At 73.2% G+C, this 15,321-nt stretch carries 17 protein-coding genes and 1 pseudogene; 8 read left to right on the top strand and 10 right to left on the bottom strand.

Features of this window, described 5'->3' with window-relative positions:
- The first annotated feature begins 29 nt into the window (after nt 1–29).
- The 4 genes from ACIRPX_RS05530 to ACIRPX_RS05515 all read left to right on the top strand — a co-directional run bounded on the left by ACIRPX_RS05530 (nt 30) and on the right by ACIRPX_RS05515 (nt 3,127).
- A complete protein-coding gene (locus tag ACIRPX_RS05530) occupies nt 30–986 on the top strand; it encodes a metal ABC transporter substrate-binding protein (protein WP_404188617.1) in 957 nt (318 codons plus the stop codon).
- A complete protein-coding gene (locus ACIRPX_RS05525; RefSeq protein WP_404188614.1) occupies nt 983–1,753 on the top strand; it encodes a metal ABC transporter ATP-binding protein in 771 nt (256 codons plus the stop codon). Before ACIRPX_RS05530 ends, ACIRPX_RS05525 begins: the two co-directional genes overlap by 4 nt.
- Nucleotides 1,753–2,655 carry a metal ABC transporter permease gene (locus ACIRPX_RS05520; RefSeq protein ID WP_404188610.1) on the top strand — a complete coding sequence of 301 codons (903 nt, stop codon included), beginning with the start codon at nt 1,753–1,755 and terminating at the stop codon, nt 2,653–2,655. The genes ACIRPX_RS05525 and ACIRPX_RS05520 overlap by 1 nt, the downstream gene beginning before the upstream one ends.
- A 61-nt stretch (nt 2,656–2,716) precedes the next feature.
- The gene (locus ACIRPX_RS05515) at nt 2,717–3,127 is read left to right on the top strand and encodes a Fur family transcriptional regulator (RefSeq protein WP_404188607.1); all 411 of its coding nucleotides are present in this window, start codon (nt 2,717–2,719) and stop codon (nt 3,125–3,127) included.
- A gap of 52 nt (nt 3,128–3,179) precedes the next feature.
- Here the strand turns inward: ACIRPX_RS05515 and ACIRPX_RS05510 are convergent, their stop codons facing one another.
- Genes ACIRPX_RS05510 through ACIRPX_RS05495 form a run of 4 tightly spaced genes read right to left on the bottom strand, consistent with a single transcriptional unit; the run spans nt 3,180 to nt 5,722 of the window.
- Nucleotides 3,180–4,025: an isoprenyl transferase gene (locus tag ACIRPX_RS05510; RefSeq protein ID WP_404188605.1), complete on the bottom strand. Its 846-nt coding sequence runs from the start codon at nt 4,023–4,025 to the stop codon at nt 3,180–3,182.
- A gap of 41 nt (nt 4,026–4,066) precedes the next feature.
- A complete protein-coding gene (gene recO, locus ACIRPX_RS05505; protein WP_404188602.1) occupies nt 4,067–4,813 on the bottom strand; it encodes a DNA repair protein RecO in 747 nt (248 codons plus the stop codon).
- 26 nt (nt 4,814–4,839) lie between these two features.
- Entirely contained in the window at nt 4,840–5,490 is a 651-nt protein-coding gene (locus tag ACIRPX_RS05500) for a DUF1266 domain-containing protein (protein ID WP_404188600.1), read from the bottom strand.
- Nucleotides 5,491–5,506: 16 nt separating this feature from the next.
- Nucleotides 5,507–5,722, bottom strand: a complete 216-nt coding sequence (locus tag ACIRPX_RS05495; RefSeq protein ID WP_404188598.1) for a hypothetical protein — start codon at nt 5,720–5,722, stop codon at nt 5,507–5,509.
- A 170-nt stretch (nt 5,723–5,892) separates the two neighbouring features.
- Here ACIRPX_RS05495 and ACIRPX_RS05490 point away from each other — a divergent pair, with 170 nt between their 5' ends.
- Together ACIRPX_RS05490 and ACIRPX_RS05485 are read left to right on the top strand one after the other, a co-directional pair.
- Complete coding sequence (locus ACIRPX_RS05490; protein WP_404188595.1) at nt 5,893–6,726, top strand: Scr1 family TA system antitoxin-like transcriptional regulator; 834 nt, start codon at nt 5,893–5,895, stop codon at nt 6,724–6,726.
- Entirely contained in the window at nt 6,708–6,920 is a 213-nt protein-coding gene (locus ACIRPX_RS05485; RefSeq protein ID WP_404188593.1) for a DUF397 domain-containing protein, read from the top strand. Before ACIRPX_RS05490 ends, ACIRPX_RS05485 begins: the two co-directional genes overlap by 19 nt.
- Here ACIRPX_RS05485 and ACIRPX_RS05480 read toward each other — a convergent pair.
- Nucleotides 6,887–7,073 (bottom strand): annotated as a pseudogene (locus ACIRPX_RS05480) (response regulator transcription factor); the annotation flags it as partial. The gene ACIRPX_RS05485 and the pseudogene ACIRPX_RS05480 sit on opposite strands and share 34 nt — an antisense overlap.
- A gap of 317 nt (nt 7,074–7,390) precedes the next feature.
- Between ACIRPX_RS05480 and bla the strand changes: the two are divergent.
- The gene (gene bla / locus ACIRPX_RS05475) at nt 7,391–8,257 is read left to right on the top strand and encodes a class A beta-lactamase (protein ID WP_404189267.1); all 867 of its coding nucleotides are present in this window, start codon (nt 7,391–7,393) and stop codon (nt 8,255–8,257) included.
- Here bla and ACIRPX_RS05470 read toward each other — a convergent pair.
- Nucleotides 8,254–8,709, bottom strand: a complete 456-nt coding sequence (locus ACIRPX_RS05470; protein WP_404188591.1) for a protein phosphatase — start codon at nt 8,707–8,709, stop codon at nt 8,254–8,256. The genes bla and ACIRPX_RS05470 overlap by 4 nt on opposite strands.
- A 229-nt stretch (nt 8,710–8,938) precedes the next feature.
- Here ACIRPX_RS05470 and ACIRPX_RS05465 point away from each other — a divergent pair, with 229 nt between their 5' ends.
- Nucleotides 8,939–9,865, top strand: coding sequence for a dihydrodipicolinate synthase family protein (locus ACIRPX_RS05465; RefSeq protein ID WP_404188588.1), 927 nt, complete (start codon nt 8,939–8,941; stop codon nt 9,863–9,865).
- Here the strand turns inward: ACIRPX_RS05465 and ACIRPX_RS05460 are convergent.
- From ACIRPX_RS05460 to ACIRPX_RS05445, 4 genes are read right to left on the bottom strand one after another with little or no spacing between them, the layout of a single operon-like run.
- On the bottom strand, nt 9,862–11,046 hold the full coding sequence (locus ACIRPX_RS05460) for an exo-alpha-sialidase (protein WP_404188585.1): 1,185 nt from the start codon (nt 11,044–11,046) through the stop codon (nt 9,862–9,864). The two genes, ACIRPX_RS05465 and ACIRPX_RS05460, sit on opposite strands and share 4 nt — an antisense overlap.
- A 2-nt stretch (nt 11,047–11,048) precedes the next feature.
- Nucleotides 11,049–11,711, bottom strand: a complete 663-nt coding sequence (locus ACIRPX_RS05455; protein ID WP_404188582.1) for a response regulator — start codon at nt 11,709–11,711, stop codon at nt 11,049–11,051.
- Nucleotides 11,708–12,943: a sensor histidine kinase gene (locus tag ACIRPX_RS05450; RefSeq protein ID WP_404189264.1), complete on the bottom strand. Its 1,236-nt coding sequence runs from the start codon at nt 12,941–12,943 to the stop codon at nt 11,708–11,710. Before ACIRPX_RS05450 ends, ACIRPX_RS05455 begins: the two co-directional genes overlap by 4 nt.
- A gap of 10 nt (nt 12,944–12,953) precedes the next feature.
- On the bottom strand, nt 12,954–15,035 hold the full coding sequence (locus ACIRPX_RS05445; RefSeq protein WP_404188580.1) for an MMPL family transporter: 2,082 nt from the start codon (nt 15,033–15,035) through the stop codon (nt 12,954–12,956).
- Between the last annotated feature and the right edge of the window lie 286 nt (nt 15,036–15,321).

Genomic DNA, 15,321 nt, shown 5'->3' with positions numbered 1-15,321 from the left:
GGTTTCCATGTTAGTTGAAAATGAATGTCATGAACGTACGACGACGCCTCATACCCATCGCCGCGGCCGCCGCCACGGCCCTCGGTCTCGCCACCCTCTCCGCCTGCTCGACCGAGAGTTCCGCCGCGGGCGGCACGGACAGGTTCGACGTCGTCGCGTCGTTCTATCCGCTGACCTTCCTCGCGGAGCGGATCGGCGGCTCCCACGTCCACGTCACCTCCCTGACCCAGCCCGGCCAGGAGCCCCACGACCTGGAGATCAGCGCCCGGCAGACCGCGCGGCTCCAGACGTCGGACGCGGTGCTCTACCTCAAGAACCTCCAGCCCTCCGTCGACGACGCGGTGGCCCAGTCCGAGGTCAGGACCAAGATCGACGCCGCCTCCTTCACCTCGCTGGAGGAGCACGGCAACGAGGTCGGCGGGCACGCCGCCGCCCACGACCACTCCGCGAACGAGGAGAGCTCCGGCCTCGACCCCCACATCTGGCTCGACCCGGTCCGGTACGCCGAGGTCGCCAAGGGCGTCGGCAGGGCCTTCGAGAAGGCCGACCCGAAGCACGCGGCGGACTACCGGAAGAACACCGCCGCCCTGGTGAAGCGGCTCGACAACCTGAACACGCGGTTCGCCGACGGGCTCGCGCACACCAAGTCCAAGGTCTTCATCACCACGCACGCCGCCTTCGGCTACCTCGCCGAGCGCTACGGCCTGACCGAGGAGGCCATCAACGGCCTCGACCCCGAGTCCGAGCCGAGCGCGGCCCGGGTGAAGGCGCTGGAGAAGATGGCGAAGGCCGACGGCGTGACCACCGTCTTCTACGAGACGCTCGTCAGCGACAGCACCGCGCGGACCCTCGCCTCCGACACCGGGCTGCGGACGGACGTGCTCGACCCGATCGAGGGCATCACCCCCAAGTCCCGCGGCAAGGACTACTTCTCCGTCCAGGAGGCCAACCTCAAGGCCCTGCAGCAGGCTCTGGGCACCTCATGAGCGGGGACGGCACGGCCGGCGGACCCGTCGTGTCCCTGCGCGGCGTACGGGCCGAGCTGGGCTCGCGCCCCGTCCTGCGCGGCATCGACCTGAGCGTGCGCCGCGGGGAGGTGGTCGCGCTGCTCGGCGCGAACGGCTCCGGCAAGTCGACGGCGGTCCGCACGCTCATCGGGCAGGTACCGGTGAGCGCGGGCGAGATCGAGCTGTTCGGCACCCCGCGCAGGCGGTTCGGGGACTGGGCCCGGGTCGGGTACGTCCCGCAGCGCACCACCGCCGCGAGCGGGGTCCCGGCCACCGTCACCGAGATCGTGTCGTCCGGGCGGCTGTCCCGGGCCCGCTTCGGCGTGCTGCGCAGGGCCGACCGCGCGGCGGTGCGGCGGGCCCTGGAGCTGGTCGGCATGGCGGACCGGGCGAAGGACTCCGTGAACGCCCTCTCCGGCGGCCAGCACCAGCGCGTGCTGATCGCCCGCGCGCTCGCCGCCGAGCCGGAACTGCTGATCATGGACGAGCCGATGGCGGGCGTGGACCTGGCCAGCCAGGAGGTCCTGGCGCGGACGCTGCGCGCCGAGGTCGCCCAGGGCGCGACCGTGCTGCTCGTCCTGCATGAACTCGGGCCCCTGGAGCCCCTGATCGACCGGGCCGTGGTCCTGCGCGACGGCTGCGTGCTGCACGACGGCCCGCCCCCGCGGGCGGTGGGGCACCATGCCCTGCCCGGCCACGACCACGTACACCCCCACGCGCCGACCCGTACAGGACTGCTGAGCTGATGGACCTCCTCGACTACGCCTTCATGCAGCGGGCCCTGCTCGCCGCCGTCCTGGTCGGCGTCACCGCCCCCGCGATCGGCATCTACCTCGTGCAGCGCCGCCAGGCCCTGATGGGCGACGGCATCGGCCATGTGGCGATGACCGGCGTCGGCCTCGGCTTCCTGCTCTCCGCGTCCCCGGTCTGGATGGCCACCGCCGTCTCCGTCCTCGGCGCGGTCCTCATGGAGCTCATCCGCTGGTACGGCCGCACCCGCGGCGACATCGCCCTGGCGATGCTCTTCTACGGCGGCATGGCCGGCGGCGTGATGTTCATCAACCTCGCACCCGGCGGTTCCAACGCGAACCTGACGTCGTACCTCTTCGGATCCCTGTCCACGGTCTCCCCGTCGGACGTCACCGCCATCTGCCTGCTCGCGGGCTTCGTGGTGCTGGTCACCCTGGGACTGCGCCGGCAGCTCTTCGCGGTCAGCCAGGACGAGGAGTTCGCGCGGGTCACGGGTCTGCCGGTGCGCGCCCTGAACCTGCTCACCGCGGTGACGGCGGCCGTGACGGTCACGGTCGCGATGCGGGTGGTGGGCCTGCTGCTGGTGAGCGCGCTGATGGTCGTGCCCGTGGCGGCGGCCCAGCAGCTGAGCCGCAGCTTCGCGGCCACCTTCGCGATCGCGGTGGCGATCGGGGTGACGGTGACGATCGGCGGCACGGTCACCTCCTACTACCAGGACGTGCCGCCCGGCGCGACGATCGTGCTGCTGACCATCGCGGCGTTCGTCGCGCTGACGGCGCTCTCGGCCCCGCAGGCCCGGCGCCGCGCCCGTGCGGCCGCCGCCGCGCACCCCTCCGGGGACCCGGCAGCGTGCGCGATTCCGGCCGCGCGGGGCTCGGACGGCAAGGTCGGCGTCTGACCGCGCACGGCCCGGACTGGCACAATGTCCGGGCAGACGCAGGCCGACCAAGGAGGAACCGGTGACGACCGCTGGACCGCCCGTGAAGGGCCGTGCGACCCGCCAGCGGGCCGCCGTGGCGGCGGCCCTGGACGAGGTCGAGGAGTTCCGCAGCGCGCAGGAGCTCCACGACATGCTGAAGCACAAGGGCGACTCCGTCGGGCTGACCACGGTCTACCGCACCCTGCAGTCCCTCGCCGACGCGGGCGAGGTGGACGTCCTGCGCACGTCCGAGGGCGAGTCGGTGTACCGCCGCTGCTCCACCGGCGAGCACCATCACCACCTGGTCTGCCGCGTCTGCGGCAAGGCCGTCGAGGTGGAGGGGCCCGCGGTGGAGAAGTGGGCGGAGGCGATCGCGGCGGAGCACGGGTACGTCAACGTCGCGCACACGGTCGAGATCTTCGGCACGTGCGCGGACTGCTCCGCCGGCTGAGCGCTCGTTCGGCCGCGGGCGGCTCGCCGCGCCGCCGAGGGGTGCGGCGGGCTCAGCCGTCGCCGCCCCGCATCTCGCGCTCCATCTTCAGCAGCTCCTCGTTCGGTACGGCACCGCCGAAGCGGCGGTCGCGGGAGGCGAACTCGACGCAGGCGCGCCACAGGTCACGGCGGTCGAAGTCGGGCCACAGGACGTCCTGGAAGACCATCTCGGCGTAAGCGCTCTGCCAGAGCAGGAAGTTGGAGGTGCGCTGCTCGCCGCTGGGCCGCAGGAACAGGTCCACGTCCGGCATGTCCGGGTAGTACAGGTACGTCGCCAGGGTCTTCTCGGTGACCTTGGCCGGGTCGAGCCGGCCCGCCTTCACGTCCTCGGCGAGGGCCCGCGCGGCGTCCGCGATCTCCGCCCGGCCGCCGTAGTTCATGCAGAAGTACAGCGTGAGCAGGTCGTTGTCCTTGGTCTGCTCCTGGGCGATCTGGAGCTCCTTGGCCACCGACTTCCACAGCTTGGGCATCCGGCCCACCCAGCGCACCCGGATGCCGAGCTCGTCGAGCTGGTCGCGGGACTTGGCGATGAACTCGCGGTTGAAGTTCATCAGGAAGCGGACCTCGTCGGGCGAGCGCTTCCAGTTCTCGGTGGAGAAGGCGTACAGCGAGACGCTGCCCACCCCCATCTCGATCGCGCCCTGCAGCACGTCCACGACGCGCTCGGCGCCGACCTTGTGGCCCTCGGTGCGCGGCAGCCCGCGCTCCTTCGCCCACCGGCCGTTCCCGTCCATGACGATCCCGACGTGCCGCGGGACCAGCTCGCCCGGCAGCTTCGGCACGCGGGCGCCCGACGGGTGCGGCTCCGGCGCCTTGTACTCACGCCGCCGGCGTCCCAGGATCCCGCGTACTGCCATGTGTTTCTCGTCTCCTTAGACGGCTTGCCGTGCCGGGCGCTTCACTTCTCCACGTAACGAAGCGAACGCAGCCCGCGTTCCAGGTGCCAGTGCAGGTAGGCGGAGACCAGTCCGCTGCCCTCCCTGACGTACCGCGGCTCGGACGCGTCCGCGGTCTCCCAGTCTCCCGTAAGCAGCGCGGCAAGGAGCTCCAGGGTCTGCGGTGAGGGTACGACGCTGCCCGCCACCCGGCAGTCGACGCAGATGGAGCCGCCCGAGGCCACCGAGAAGAACCGGTTCGGGCCGGGCATTCCGCACTTCACGCAGTCGTTGAAGCTGGGGGCGTAGCCGTTGACCGCGAGGGAGCGCAGCAGGAAGGCGTCGAGGATGAGGTGCGGGGCGTGCTCGCCCCGGGCCAGGGTCCTGAGCGCGCCGACGAGCAGCAGATACTGCTGCACGGCCGGCTCGCCCTCGTGGTCGGTGAACCGCTCGGCGGTCTCCAGCATGGCCGTGCCCGCGGTGTAGCGGGCGTAGTCGGCGACGATCCCGCCGCCGTACGGCGCGATGGTCTCGCTCTGCGTGCACAGGGGCAGGCCGCGCCCGATCAGCTCGCTGCCGCGCGCGAAGAACTGCACGTCGACGTGGGAGAAGGGCTCCAGCCGGGCACCGAACTTGGACTTGGTGCGCCGCACGCCCCTGGCCACGGCACGTACGCGCCCGTGACCGCGGGTGAGCAGGGTGATGATCCGGTCCGCCTCACCCAGCTTCTGGGTGCGCAGCACGATGCCGTCGTCGCGGAACAGACTCATGAGGCCATTCTCCCGTACGGCCGCGCTCAGCGGGCCCGGTCGGGGTGGCTGATGGCGTCCCAGGGGACCAGGTTCCAGGGGCTGGCCCCGTTCGCCGGGTCGAGCAGCGCGCCCAGATGCGCGTCGGCGGCGGACTGCGGGGCGGGGACGGCCCCCTCCCGGGCACCGTCCAGCCCGTCCTGCCAGACCTTCCTGCCCAGCAGGTAGTGATCGGCGTACTCCTGCCAGGAGGCGTACGTCCGCACCACCGACGGCACGATGTTCTTCAGCGCCGTCCACGCCTCGGCCTCGGTGATCAGTCCGGCGCCGAAGCCGAGCCGCGCCGTGTCCACGTACAGGGCGGCGTCCCAGGCGAGCGGAGCGACGCCGAAGAGCTGCTGGGCGCGGGCCCGGTAGCCGCTGCGCGAGAGTTCGTCGAGCCGGCCGGCCAGTTCCTCCCGCGAGCCGATCTCCCACTGCTCGGCCAGCCAGCGGCGGGCGCCGTCGTCGTCGATGCGCGTGAACGGATACAGCGTGGTCCGCGAGGCACCCCGGTCCCGGCTCACCGGCGCGCTCAGGGACACCATCCAGAGCTGATGCAGGGTGAGGGGGGTGGGGTAGCGGGAGGTGGCCTTCGGGTCGGCCCACCGCCTGCCGCCGCTGCGCTCCCTGCGCCGTCTCCACTTCCCCAGGCCCATGCGCCCGCACCCTACGTCACGGCACTTCGCCCCGGCTGCGTGCGTTGGCGTAGGCGGTGGCCGCGCTGGGGCGCTCGGCGGTGGTGGCCCCGCGCACGGCACCGGGGTCCGCGTCCCACTCCCTGCCGCCGCCGTACGGTCTCAGTTGCACGTACGGTCCTTCGTGTCCCATGACGATTCCCACCTTTCCCGTACGTGTGTCTACGACGTGCGTACCGACGGAGGGTTTCATTTCCTCTCCTTGACGACCGTAACGAATGCGATGGACCATTACTGCACCACCATTTCTCGCTCCCCTCTCTTTTCCCGTTTCACGCTTTCCCTCTCCAGCATGGCCCGTTCCGCCTACACTCGGCAGGAGTCTGCCCACTACAAGTGGGGTGCAGTGCAAGGGGGTTGGCCATGGCCAATGGTTCGCGGCAAGCGGTGTGGGAGTTCTTCGGGGCGGAGCTCAAACGGCGGCGCGAGGCGGCCGGGTTCACCCAGGCGGACCTGGGGTCACGGGTCTTCGTATCCGGCGCCTACATCGGCCAGTTCGAGCAGGCCATTCGAAAACCCCAGCTGGATATCGCGACCCGGATTGACGAGATCCTGCAAACCGACGGTATTTTCGAGCGTCTGTGCCGGAAGCTCATCAACGACGACCGGTACGCGGATTACTTCGCCGAGGTGGTGGAACTCGAACGACTGGCCACGAAGATCTGCGAGTTCGCGCCCACGGTGCTGCCGGGACTGTTGCAGACGGCCGCTTATGCCGGGGCGGTCACCGTCGCGGCGAACCCCTTTGTCACCGACGCGTACGTGGAGGAGAAGGTCACGGCACGCCTGGAGCGCCAGCACATCCTGAAGGACGCCACGACGCCGGAATACTGGGTGATCCTGCACGAGAACGTCGTGCGTACACCGGTGGGCGGGCCGGAGGTCATGGCCAGGCAGCTGGAGCACGTCGCGGAGCTCATGCAGCGGCGGACGGTGTGGGGCCACGTGGTTGCGAACGAGACAGGTGCGTACGCGTCGATGACCGGAGATCTGCGGCTCATGGAGTTCGAGGCCGCCCCGCCCGTCGCCTATACAGAGACGTCGTTTTCGGGAACGTTGATCGACGATCCGGCTGTGGTGAAGCGCGCAGAGCGCGCATACGATCTGCTCAGGGGGGCCGCGCTGTCGCCGGAGGCGTCCCTCGCCCTCATCGACTCGGCGGCTGAGGACTACAGACGATGCCTGAGCAGGACCTAAGCAACGCCCATTGGCGCAAGAGCACTTACAGCAACGGTGAAGGCGGCAACTGCGTCGAGGTCGCCGACGGAGTCCCCGGTCTCGTTCCCGTCCGGGACAGCAAGGTGGAGCACGGGCCCGTCGTGGTCGTGCGGGCCGCCGCCTGGGCCGCGTTCGTCGGCTACTGCCGTACGGAGACCAGCCCCGCCTCGTAGGCCATGATCACCAGCTGGACCCGGTCCGCGCGTCCAGCTTCGTCAGCAGCCGCGTCAGGTACGTCTTCGCCGTGGCCACGCTGATGCACGGCTCCGCGGCTGTCTCGGCGTTGGACCAACCGCTGCCGACCACGTGAGGACCTCGCGTTCGCGGGCGGCGCTCCACGCGGTCCCGGGCGTCTCGCCCTCGCCCACGGTGTAGACGACGCCCCGGTGCCCGAGGCCGGCGGCGGCCGCCGCCGGACGGGACGGCAGCACCGTCGCCGCGGCCGAGAGGGCCGCGGCCCCCGCGAGAAACCGTGCGCGGCTGATCCCCTTCGTCTTCTCCATGCCGTTCACTGTGGCGGGCACCGGCGCGCCCCGCCGTCCGCCGATGGTCCACGGCCGCGCAACCAAGGAATGACGTACGGCGTCGATCATGGGTAGGACGACCCCGGACCACCCGCGGTCACGGACCGAAGGAGAACACGATCCCAGGCCGACGCACCCTGCTCACCGCGGGCACCGCCACCGCCGCCGCGCTCCTGACGAGCGCGCCCGCCCACGCCGCCACCGACCGCCTGCGCGCGCTGGAGCGGCGGCACGGCGCCCGGCTCGGCGTCTTCGCGTACAACGTCCGTACGGGACGGTCCGTCACCCACCGCGCCGACGAGCGCTTCCCGATGTGCTCGCCCTTCAAGACCCTGGCCGTCGGCGCCGTCCTGCGCGATCTGGACCGGCACGGCGAGGTCCTCTCCCGCCGTATCCACTACACGCGCGCGGACCTGGTGGACGGCGCCCCCGTCACGGGCACGGAGGAGCACCTGGCGCACGGCATGACGGTCGCCGAACTGTGCGACGCGGCCATCCGGTACAGCGACAACTCCGCCGCCAACCTCCTGCTGCGCCTGCTCGGCGGCCCGACCGCGATCACCCGCTTCGCCCGCTCCCTGGGCGACCGGGTGACCCGCCTGGACCGGTGGGAGCCGGACCTCAACTCGGCCGAGCCGGGCCGCCGTACGGACACCACGAGCCCGCGCGCGATCGGCGGCAGCTACGCCCGCCTGGTCCTCGGCCACGCCCTGAACGGCCCCGACCGCGCCCGTCTGACCCGCTGGCTGCTGACCAACACGACCGGCGACCACCGCATCCGCGCGGGCCTGCCCGCCACCTGGACGGTCGGCGACAAGACGGGCTCCGGTTCCTACGGCACCACCAACGACGTGGCCGTCACCTGGACTCCCGACGGCGCCCCGGTCGTGCTGGCCGCCCTGTCGACGAAGCCGCGGCAGGACGCGGCCTGGGACGACAGCCTGCTCGCCGGGGCGGCGGCGGTCGTGGCCGCGGCCCTCGGCTAGGGGGTGGCGTCAGGGCGGCTCGGGTGGAACCGCCGCACGTACCGCGACTGCCACGGCGTCTCCACCGCGCGCCGGTCGTAGTGCGCGCGCACGTACGCCACCGCCTCACCGGGCGGTACCCCGTCCAGCACCGCCAGGCACGCCAGGGCCGTCCCGGTGCGGCCGCGGCCGCCGGCGCAGGCGATCTCGACGCGCTCGCCGGCGGCCCGCTCCCAGGCCTCGGTGAGCGCGGCGCGGGCGGCCGCACGGTCGCTGGGCAGCCGGAGGTCCGGCCAGCGGATCCAGCGGAACTCCCAGGTCACGGGCGGGGGCCGGCGGCCGAGGAGGTAGAGGGCGTAGGAGGGCGTGGGCGCCTCCTCGGCAAGGGGGTGCCGCAGTCCGCGGCCCCGCACCAGGCGGCCGGAGGGCAGCTGGAACACCCCGGGGTCGGCGGCCGGCCAGATGTCCGTCATCGCGCCAGGGTACGGGCCTCGGTGCCTGCGGAAGACGGTCCGCAAGGCTCCGGGCCGTGCGGCACCGGCGTGTGCCGAGGGAGGCGCAGGCGGACGAGGTGTGCGCGGCGGGCATGCCGGATTTCTCGGCCGCGTCGAGCGCGGAGCGCCGCTTCCGCTGCCACCATCCTGTGCAGGAGGACGGGTCGACCCGCGACCTCGTACGCCGGAACCATCCCACGGAGCCCTTATGACGTTGCCCGCCCCGCTGACCGGTGTCGTCCCGCCCGTCTGCACGCCCCTGACACCGGACCGCGAGGTGGACGTCCCCTCCCTGCTCAGGCTGGTCGAGCATCTGCTGGCGGGCGGGGTGCACGGGCTGTTCGTGCTGGGGTCCTCCTCGGAGGCGGCGTATCTGCGCGACGCGCAGCGCCGGCTGGTGGTGGAGGCGGTGACCGGCCATGTGGGCGGTCAGGTGCCGGTGCTGGCCGGGGCGATCGACATGACGACGCCGAGGGTGCTGGACCACGTGGCGTCGGTGACCGCCGCGGGCGCGGACGCGGTGGTGGTGACGGCGCCCTTCTACGCCCGCACCCATCCCGCCGAGATCGCCCGCCACTTCCGCCTGGTCGCGGCCGCGTCACCCGTGCCGGTGATCGCGTACGACATCCCGGTCGCCGTGCACACCAAGCTGCCCGCGGGTGTCGTCCTCGACCTGGCCGCCGACGGCGTGCTCGCGGGCCTGAAGGACTCCAGCGGCGACCTGGCCGCCTTCCGCGACGTCGTCACCGGGGCGCGCCACCTCTCCGGCTTCAGCGTCCTGACCGGCTCGGAACTGCTCGTCGACGCGGCCCTCGCGCTCGGCGCCCACGGCGCGGTCCCCGGTCTCGCCAACGTCGACCCGCACGGGTACGTCCGCCTCGACCGGCTGTGCCGGGCCGGGGACCGCGAGCGGGCCCGCGACGAACAGGAGCGCCTGTGCGCCCTGTTCGGGCTGGCCGGCGTCGGCGACCCGGCCCGGATGGGCGGCGGTTCGTCGGCCCTCGGCGCCTTCAAGGCGGCGCTGCACCTGCGCGGCGTCATCGCCTGCCCGGCGACCGCGGAGCCCCAGGTGCCGCTGTCTCCGGCGGAGGTCGGGCAGGTCGGCACGTTCCTCGCCGGGGCCGGGCTGCTCTAGGGGGTGCCGGCCGGCAGCCGCCGGAACTCGATCGTCTCGTACGCCCCGGTCGTCCCCGTCTCGTACAGGATGCCCACCGTGTGCCGGCCGAGCTGCACCAGGTCGGAGTAGGCGGCCGGCTGCCGCGAGAGCGTCAGGGCCTTGGTGAAGGTCGCGCCGCCGTCCGTGCTGCGCCAGATCGCCATCGCCCGGCGGGCGGTCGGCACGGACGGGCCGGAGAAGAGCAACGGCGCGTCCGGGCCCCGAAGTTGGAGGACGCTGCCCTCGACCACCGGGACGTCGTCGAGCGTGTGCTGCACCGCGTAGGGGCGGTCCAGGGTCTCGCCGCCGTCGCCGGAGTACGTGTCGAGGCGGTTGCCGGTGCTCGTGCCGTTCTGGTCGCGGGAGCCGAAGTACAGCCTGCCGTCGGGGAGCTGGGTGGCCGTGGACTCGTTGGCGTTGTCCACGCCGTCGTAGGAGGCGTCGACGAAGCCCGGCCGCCAGGTGCGGCCGCCGTCGTCGCTCAGGAGGGCGTGGGCGCCGTAGTACCTGGCCTCCTGGCCGGTGTCGGGGGAACCGGCGGGCGGGGCCGCGGAGTGGTCGGCGGGGACGACCAGGCGCCCCGCGTGCCGGCCGCGGGTCAGCGCGACCGCGTGGCCCGGTCCCGTCGCGTACCAGCGCCAGCCGGCCGGCTTCACCTCGCCGGTGATGTCGCGCGGCGCCGTGAAGTGCCGCCCGTCGTCCCGGCTGCGCTGCACGAAGACCCGTCTGCTCTGCCGAGGCGTGACCTCGCCCCGCATGATCTGCGCCTCGGTGACGGCACCGCTGTTGAAGCACGTGACGAGGACGACGTCACCGGTGCGGGGGTCGACGACGGGTGCGGGGTTGCCCCGGGTGTCGCCCCTCCCGGCGGCCACCACCCGCAGCGGGCCCCAGGTGCAGCCGCCGTCGCCGGAGCGCCGCAGGACGACGTCGATGTGGCCGGTGTCGCCGGCGCCGTGGTGGCGCCCCTCGGCGAAGGCGAGGACCGTGCCCCGGCCCGTGGTGACGGCCGCCGGGATGCGGAAGGTGTCGTAGCCGTCCTGCCCCGACGCGTAGGGCAGCGACGCGGTGCAGCCGGTGGCGGCGGAGGCCGGGGGGAGTGCGGTGAGCGGCGTGAGGAGCACGGTGGCGGCGAGGAGGGTGCGGCTCAGGAAGGTCACCGTCAGGTCGTTCCCGGAGTCACCAGTCCCGACTCGTAGGCGACGATGACGAGCTGCGCCCGGTCCCGCGCCCCCAGCTTCCCCATGATCCGGCTGACATGGGTCTTCGCCGTCAGCGGGCTGAGCCCCAACGCCTCGGCGATCTCGGCGTTGTTGAGCCCGCGCGCCAGCAGGGTCAGCACCTCCCGCTCCCGGTCGGAGAGGCATTCCGGCCCGCCCGTCGCGGGCGCCGACGGACTGCGCAGGAACCGCTCGATCAGCCGCCCCGTGGGTCCCGGGGAGAGCAGCGCCTCGCCCGCGGCCACCGTGCGGATGGCGTCGAGGAGTTCGGCCGGACGGGTGTCCTTGACGAGGAACCCGGAGGCGCCCGCGCGCAGTGCCTCCACGATGTTCTCGTCGGTGTCGTAGGTGGTGAGGACCAGCACACGCACCCCCGACAGGTCCCCGTCGGCGGCGATGAGCCGGGTCGCCTCGATGCCGTCCAGGTCCGGCATGCGCAGGTCCATCACCACCAGGTCGGGGCGCTCGCTGCGGGCCAGTGCCACGGCCTCCCGGCCGGTGCCGGCCTGCCCGACGACGTCCATGTCCCGCGCCGACTCGACCAGCATGGCGAACGCGGCCCGCACCAGCCGCTGGTCGTCGGCGAGCAGCACGCGGATCGTCATCGGGTCCCCTCCACGGCGGTCGCCATCGGCAGGACGGCGCTCACCGCGAACCCGCCCCGGGCCCGCGGTCCGGCGTCGAGTGTGCCACCCACGCTGCGGGCCCTCTCCCGCATCCCCATCAGCCCGAAGCCGGGCGGGTCGCCGGGGGTGGGGCCGGTGCCGTCGTCGGTGACGGACAGGCGCAGGGCGCCGTCCCGCTCGTACAGCTCGACCCGTACGGCGGGTTCGGGTCCCGCGTGCCGTACCGCGTTGGTCAGCGCCTCCTGCACGATCCGGTAGGCGGCCGCGCCGACGGCGGGCGGCGCCTGCCGCACCCGTACCGACTGCTCGACCCGCGCACCCGCGAGGCGGGCCGCCTCCACCAGGTCGGGCAGGCCGTCGAGGCCGGGCAGCGGGCCGCGGCCCTCGCCGTACTCGGCGGCACGCAGCACCTCCAGGGTGGTGCGCAGTTCGGCGCGTGCCGTGCGGCACGTCTCCGCGATCTCGTCCAGCGCCTTGGCGATCGTCTGGCGGTCGAGGCGCTCGGGGTCGGCGGCCAGGACGTGCGCGGCGACGGACGTCCGGACGCCGATCAGCGTGATGGTGTGGGCGAGCAGGTCGTGCAGATCGCGGGCGATGCGCAGCCGCTCCTCGGCGACCCGGCGGCGGGCCTCCTCCTCGCGGGTGCGCTCGGCGCGTTCGGCGCGTTCCACGATGCCGGCGACGTACTGGCGGTAGTAGCGGACGTCGACGCCGCAGAAGAGCACGGCGATCACCCAGCCGGAGATCCGCAGCAGCTCCACGGCCTGATGGGCGTTCACGGTGAGCATCACCGTGAAGGCGACGGCGAGGACGGCGACGCCCGTCAGGATCGTGCGCAGCGGGCGGCCGGTGACGGCGACCGTGTAGAGCGCGACCACGGTGGCCGGGGTCGCCGCGCCGTGGTTGTTGTCCATCGCGTGGTACGGCATCAGGAGCACCACGCCGGCGGCGAGCACCAGCAGCGGGCGGCGGCGCCGCCAGACGAGGGGCACGTGGGCGGCGAGCAGCAGCGTCCAGCCGAGCGCGTCGGGGCGGCGGGCCTGGTCGGTGGAGAGCGCCACGCACACGGCCACCGCGGCGAGGACCGCCGCGAGGACCGCGTCGTTGCGGGTGCCGTGGGGGGCGGTCCGCGGGTCCCGGTTGAGCACCGCGATGATGCGGTCGCCGAGGCCGGGCCGCCCCGCTGTCGTGTTCTCCTGCACGAGGTTCATCATCCGTGTTTCACACCGGCTCGTGCTGCCTCTGGGGCCGTACCGGTTGCGGCGCCCGCGACAGCCGGCCCGGCCACCACACCGTGCGGCGCAGCAGCACGCTCGCCGTCGTCACCAGGTACGTCCGCACCAGGAAGGTGTCCAGCAGCACGCCCACCGCGATCACGAAGCCCAGCTCGACCAGCGGCACCAGCGGCAGCGTGGTCAGCACGGCGAAGGTCGCGGCCAGCACGACGCCCGCGGAGGCGATGACCCCGCCGGTGGTGCGCAGCGCGGTCAGCGCCGCGGTCTGCGGCTCGGCGCCCGCCAGGGACTCCTCGCGCATGCGGTGCATGAGGAAGATGCCGTAGTCGACGCCGAGTGCCACCAGGAAGACGAAGGACAGCAGGCCGAGACCGGAGTCGGTGCCGTCGAAGCCGAGCACCGGCCCGAACACCAGCCCGCCGATGCCGAGCGCCGCGCCCCACACCGCGACCACCGCGACGAGCAGCATCAGCGGCGCCACGAGGCTGCGCAGCAGTCCTACGAGGATCACGAACACGGCGGCGAGCACGAGCGGCACGACCACCTCGCGGTCCCGGGCCTGGCTGTCCGCCAGGTCGAGCTGCTGGGCGCTGGGACCGCCGACGTAGCTGCCGTAGGTGTCGTCCAGCCCGGCGCGCAGGGCCTCGATGGTCCTCGTCTCGCCCGGCGACTCGGGGGCGGCGGTGGCGAAGACGGAGATCTCCGTCCAGCCGGAGCCGCTGCGCCCGGGCGCCGCCTGCGCGACCCCGTCGGTGCCACGGGCCGCGGCCAGCACGGCGCCGGTCTTCCCGGTGGGCGCGATGACGGTGATCGGCCGGCTGCTGCGCCCCGGGAAGGCGCGGGTGAGGGTCTGGGTCGCGGAGATCGACTCGGGCTTCTCGGTGAAGGAGTCCTCCTGCTTGAGCGTGCCGGGCAGGTTGAGCGCGCCCAGGGCGAGGGCGCCGAGCAGGACGGCCCCGAGGGTGAGCACGGCGGCCGGGCGGCGGGTGGCGGAGCCGGCCATCGCCGCGAACAGCGAGCGCCGTGCCTTCGGTGTGCTGCCGAACGCCGGGATCACCGGCCAGAAGACGCGGCGGCCGAGGAGGACCAGCAGGGCGGGCAGCAGGGTGAGCATCGCGACCAGCGCGGCGAGCACGCCCACCATGCCGACCGGGCCCATGCCACGGCTGCTGTTGAGGTCGGCGGCGAGCAGGCACAGCAGTCCGGCGGCCACGGTGCCGGAGGAGGCGAGGACCGCCGGGCCGCAGCCCTTGAGGGCGGCGCGCATGGCGTCGTAGGGCCGCTCGTGGCGCCGTAGCTCCTCGCGGTAGCGGGAGATGAGCAGCAGGGCGTAGTCGGTGCCCGCGCCGAGCACGAGGACCGTCATCACGCCGCCGCTCTGGCCGGTGATGGTGATGCCGAACCCCTCGTGGAGGCCGTAGGCGGCGGCCATCGCCATGCCGGCGGCGACTCCGGCGCAGGCGAGGGGCACCAGCCACAGGAAGGGGCTGCGGTAGATCAGGATCAGCAGGGCGGTGACGACACCGAGGGTGGCGTAGAGCAGGGTGCCGTCGATCGAGCCGAACACCTTGCTCATGTCGGTGTTCAGGCCGCCGGGCCCGCCGACCTCGGCGCTGAGTCCCGCACCGCCGTCGGCGATGTCCCGCACGCCGTCGACGAAGGCGTCCCGCGCCTTGTCGTCCTGGCCGGGCCCGGTGCTGGAGACCGGGTACATGAGCGTGGCGCCGTCGCGCGAGGGGACGGCCTTCGGGGTCCCGGTCAGCTGGTACTTCGCCCCGATCTCGGCGACCTGCGCGCCCGCCTTCTGCCGGTCGGCGGCGGTGAGGCCGCCGTCGCGGTGGTAGACGAGCACCAGGTCGGTGGCCTGGCCGCCCGGCAACTCGTTCTGGATGCGGGCCACTTGGGTGGAGTCGGCGCTGTCGGGCAGATAGTCGACGGACCGGTTCTGCTGGACGTCGCCGAACTTCCCGGCGAACGGTCCGGCGAGCACCAGGGCCGCCAGCCACAGGCCGAGCACCACCCAGGGCACGGCACGCCGGCTCCCTGTTCGCGTCCTTGCGGCCCCCATGGACGGGCCTCCCTCCGGTCGGGATGTCTGGGTCGTCTCCAGACTCCCGGCGCGCGGGGGCGGCTTCGTCGGGCGCACGGGCGAGTTGCGCGCTACTGCCGCGGGCGGCCTCGCGGCGGCATTACTCCCACGGGAGTACCGGGACGGCGTACGCGCCGCTCAGGACGTCGCGTCCGGCGGGCGTGCCGGCCCGTCGGCCAGACCCACGCGAGCGCCTCGCGGCGCCGGGTCGGCAGCCGGGTCACGACGGCGTGCGCGCCGCGTCCGGCGGCCGGGTCACGTCCCC

This window comes from Streptomyces sp. NPDC101225 (genome assembly GCF_044767585.1).
GTDB lineage: Bacteria > Actinomycetota > Actinomycetes > Streptomycetales > Streptomycetaceae > Streptomyces.
This window is presented reverse-complemented; position numbering and strand designations above follow the sequence as displayed.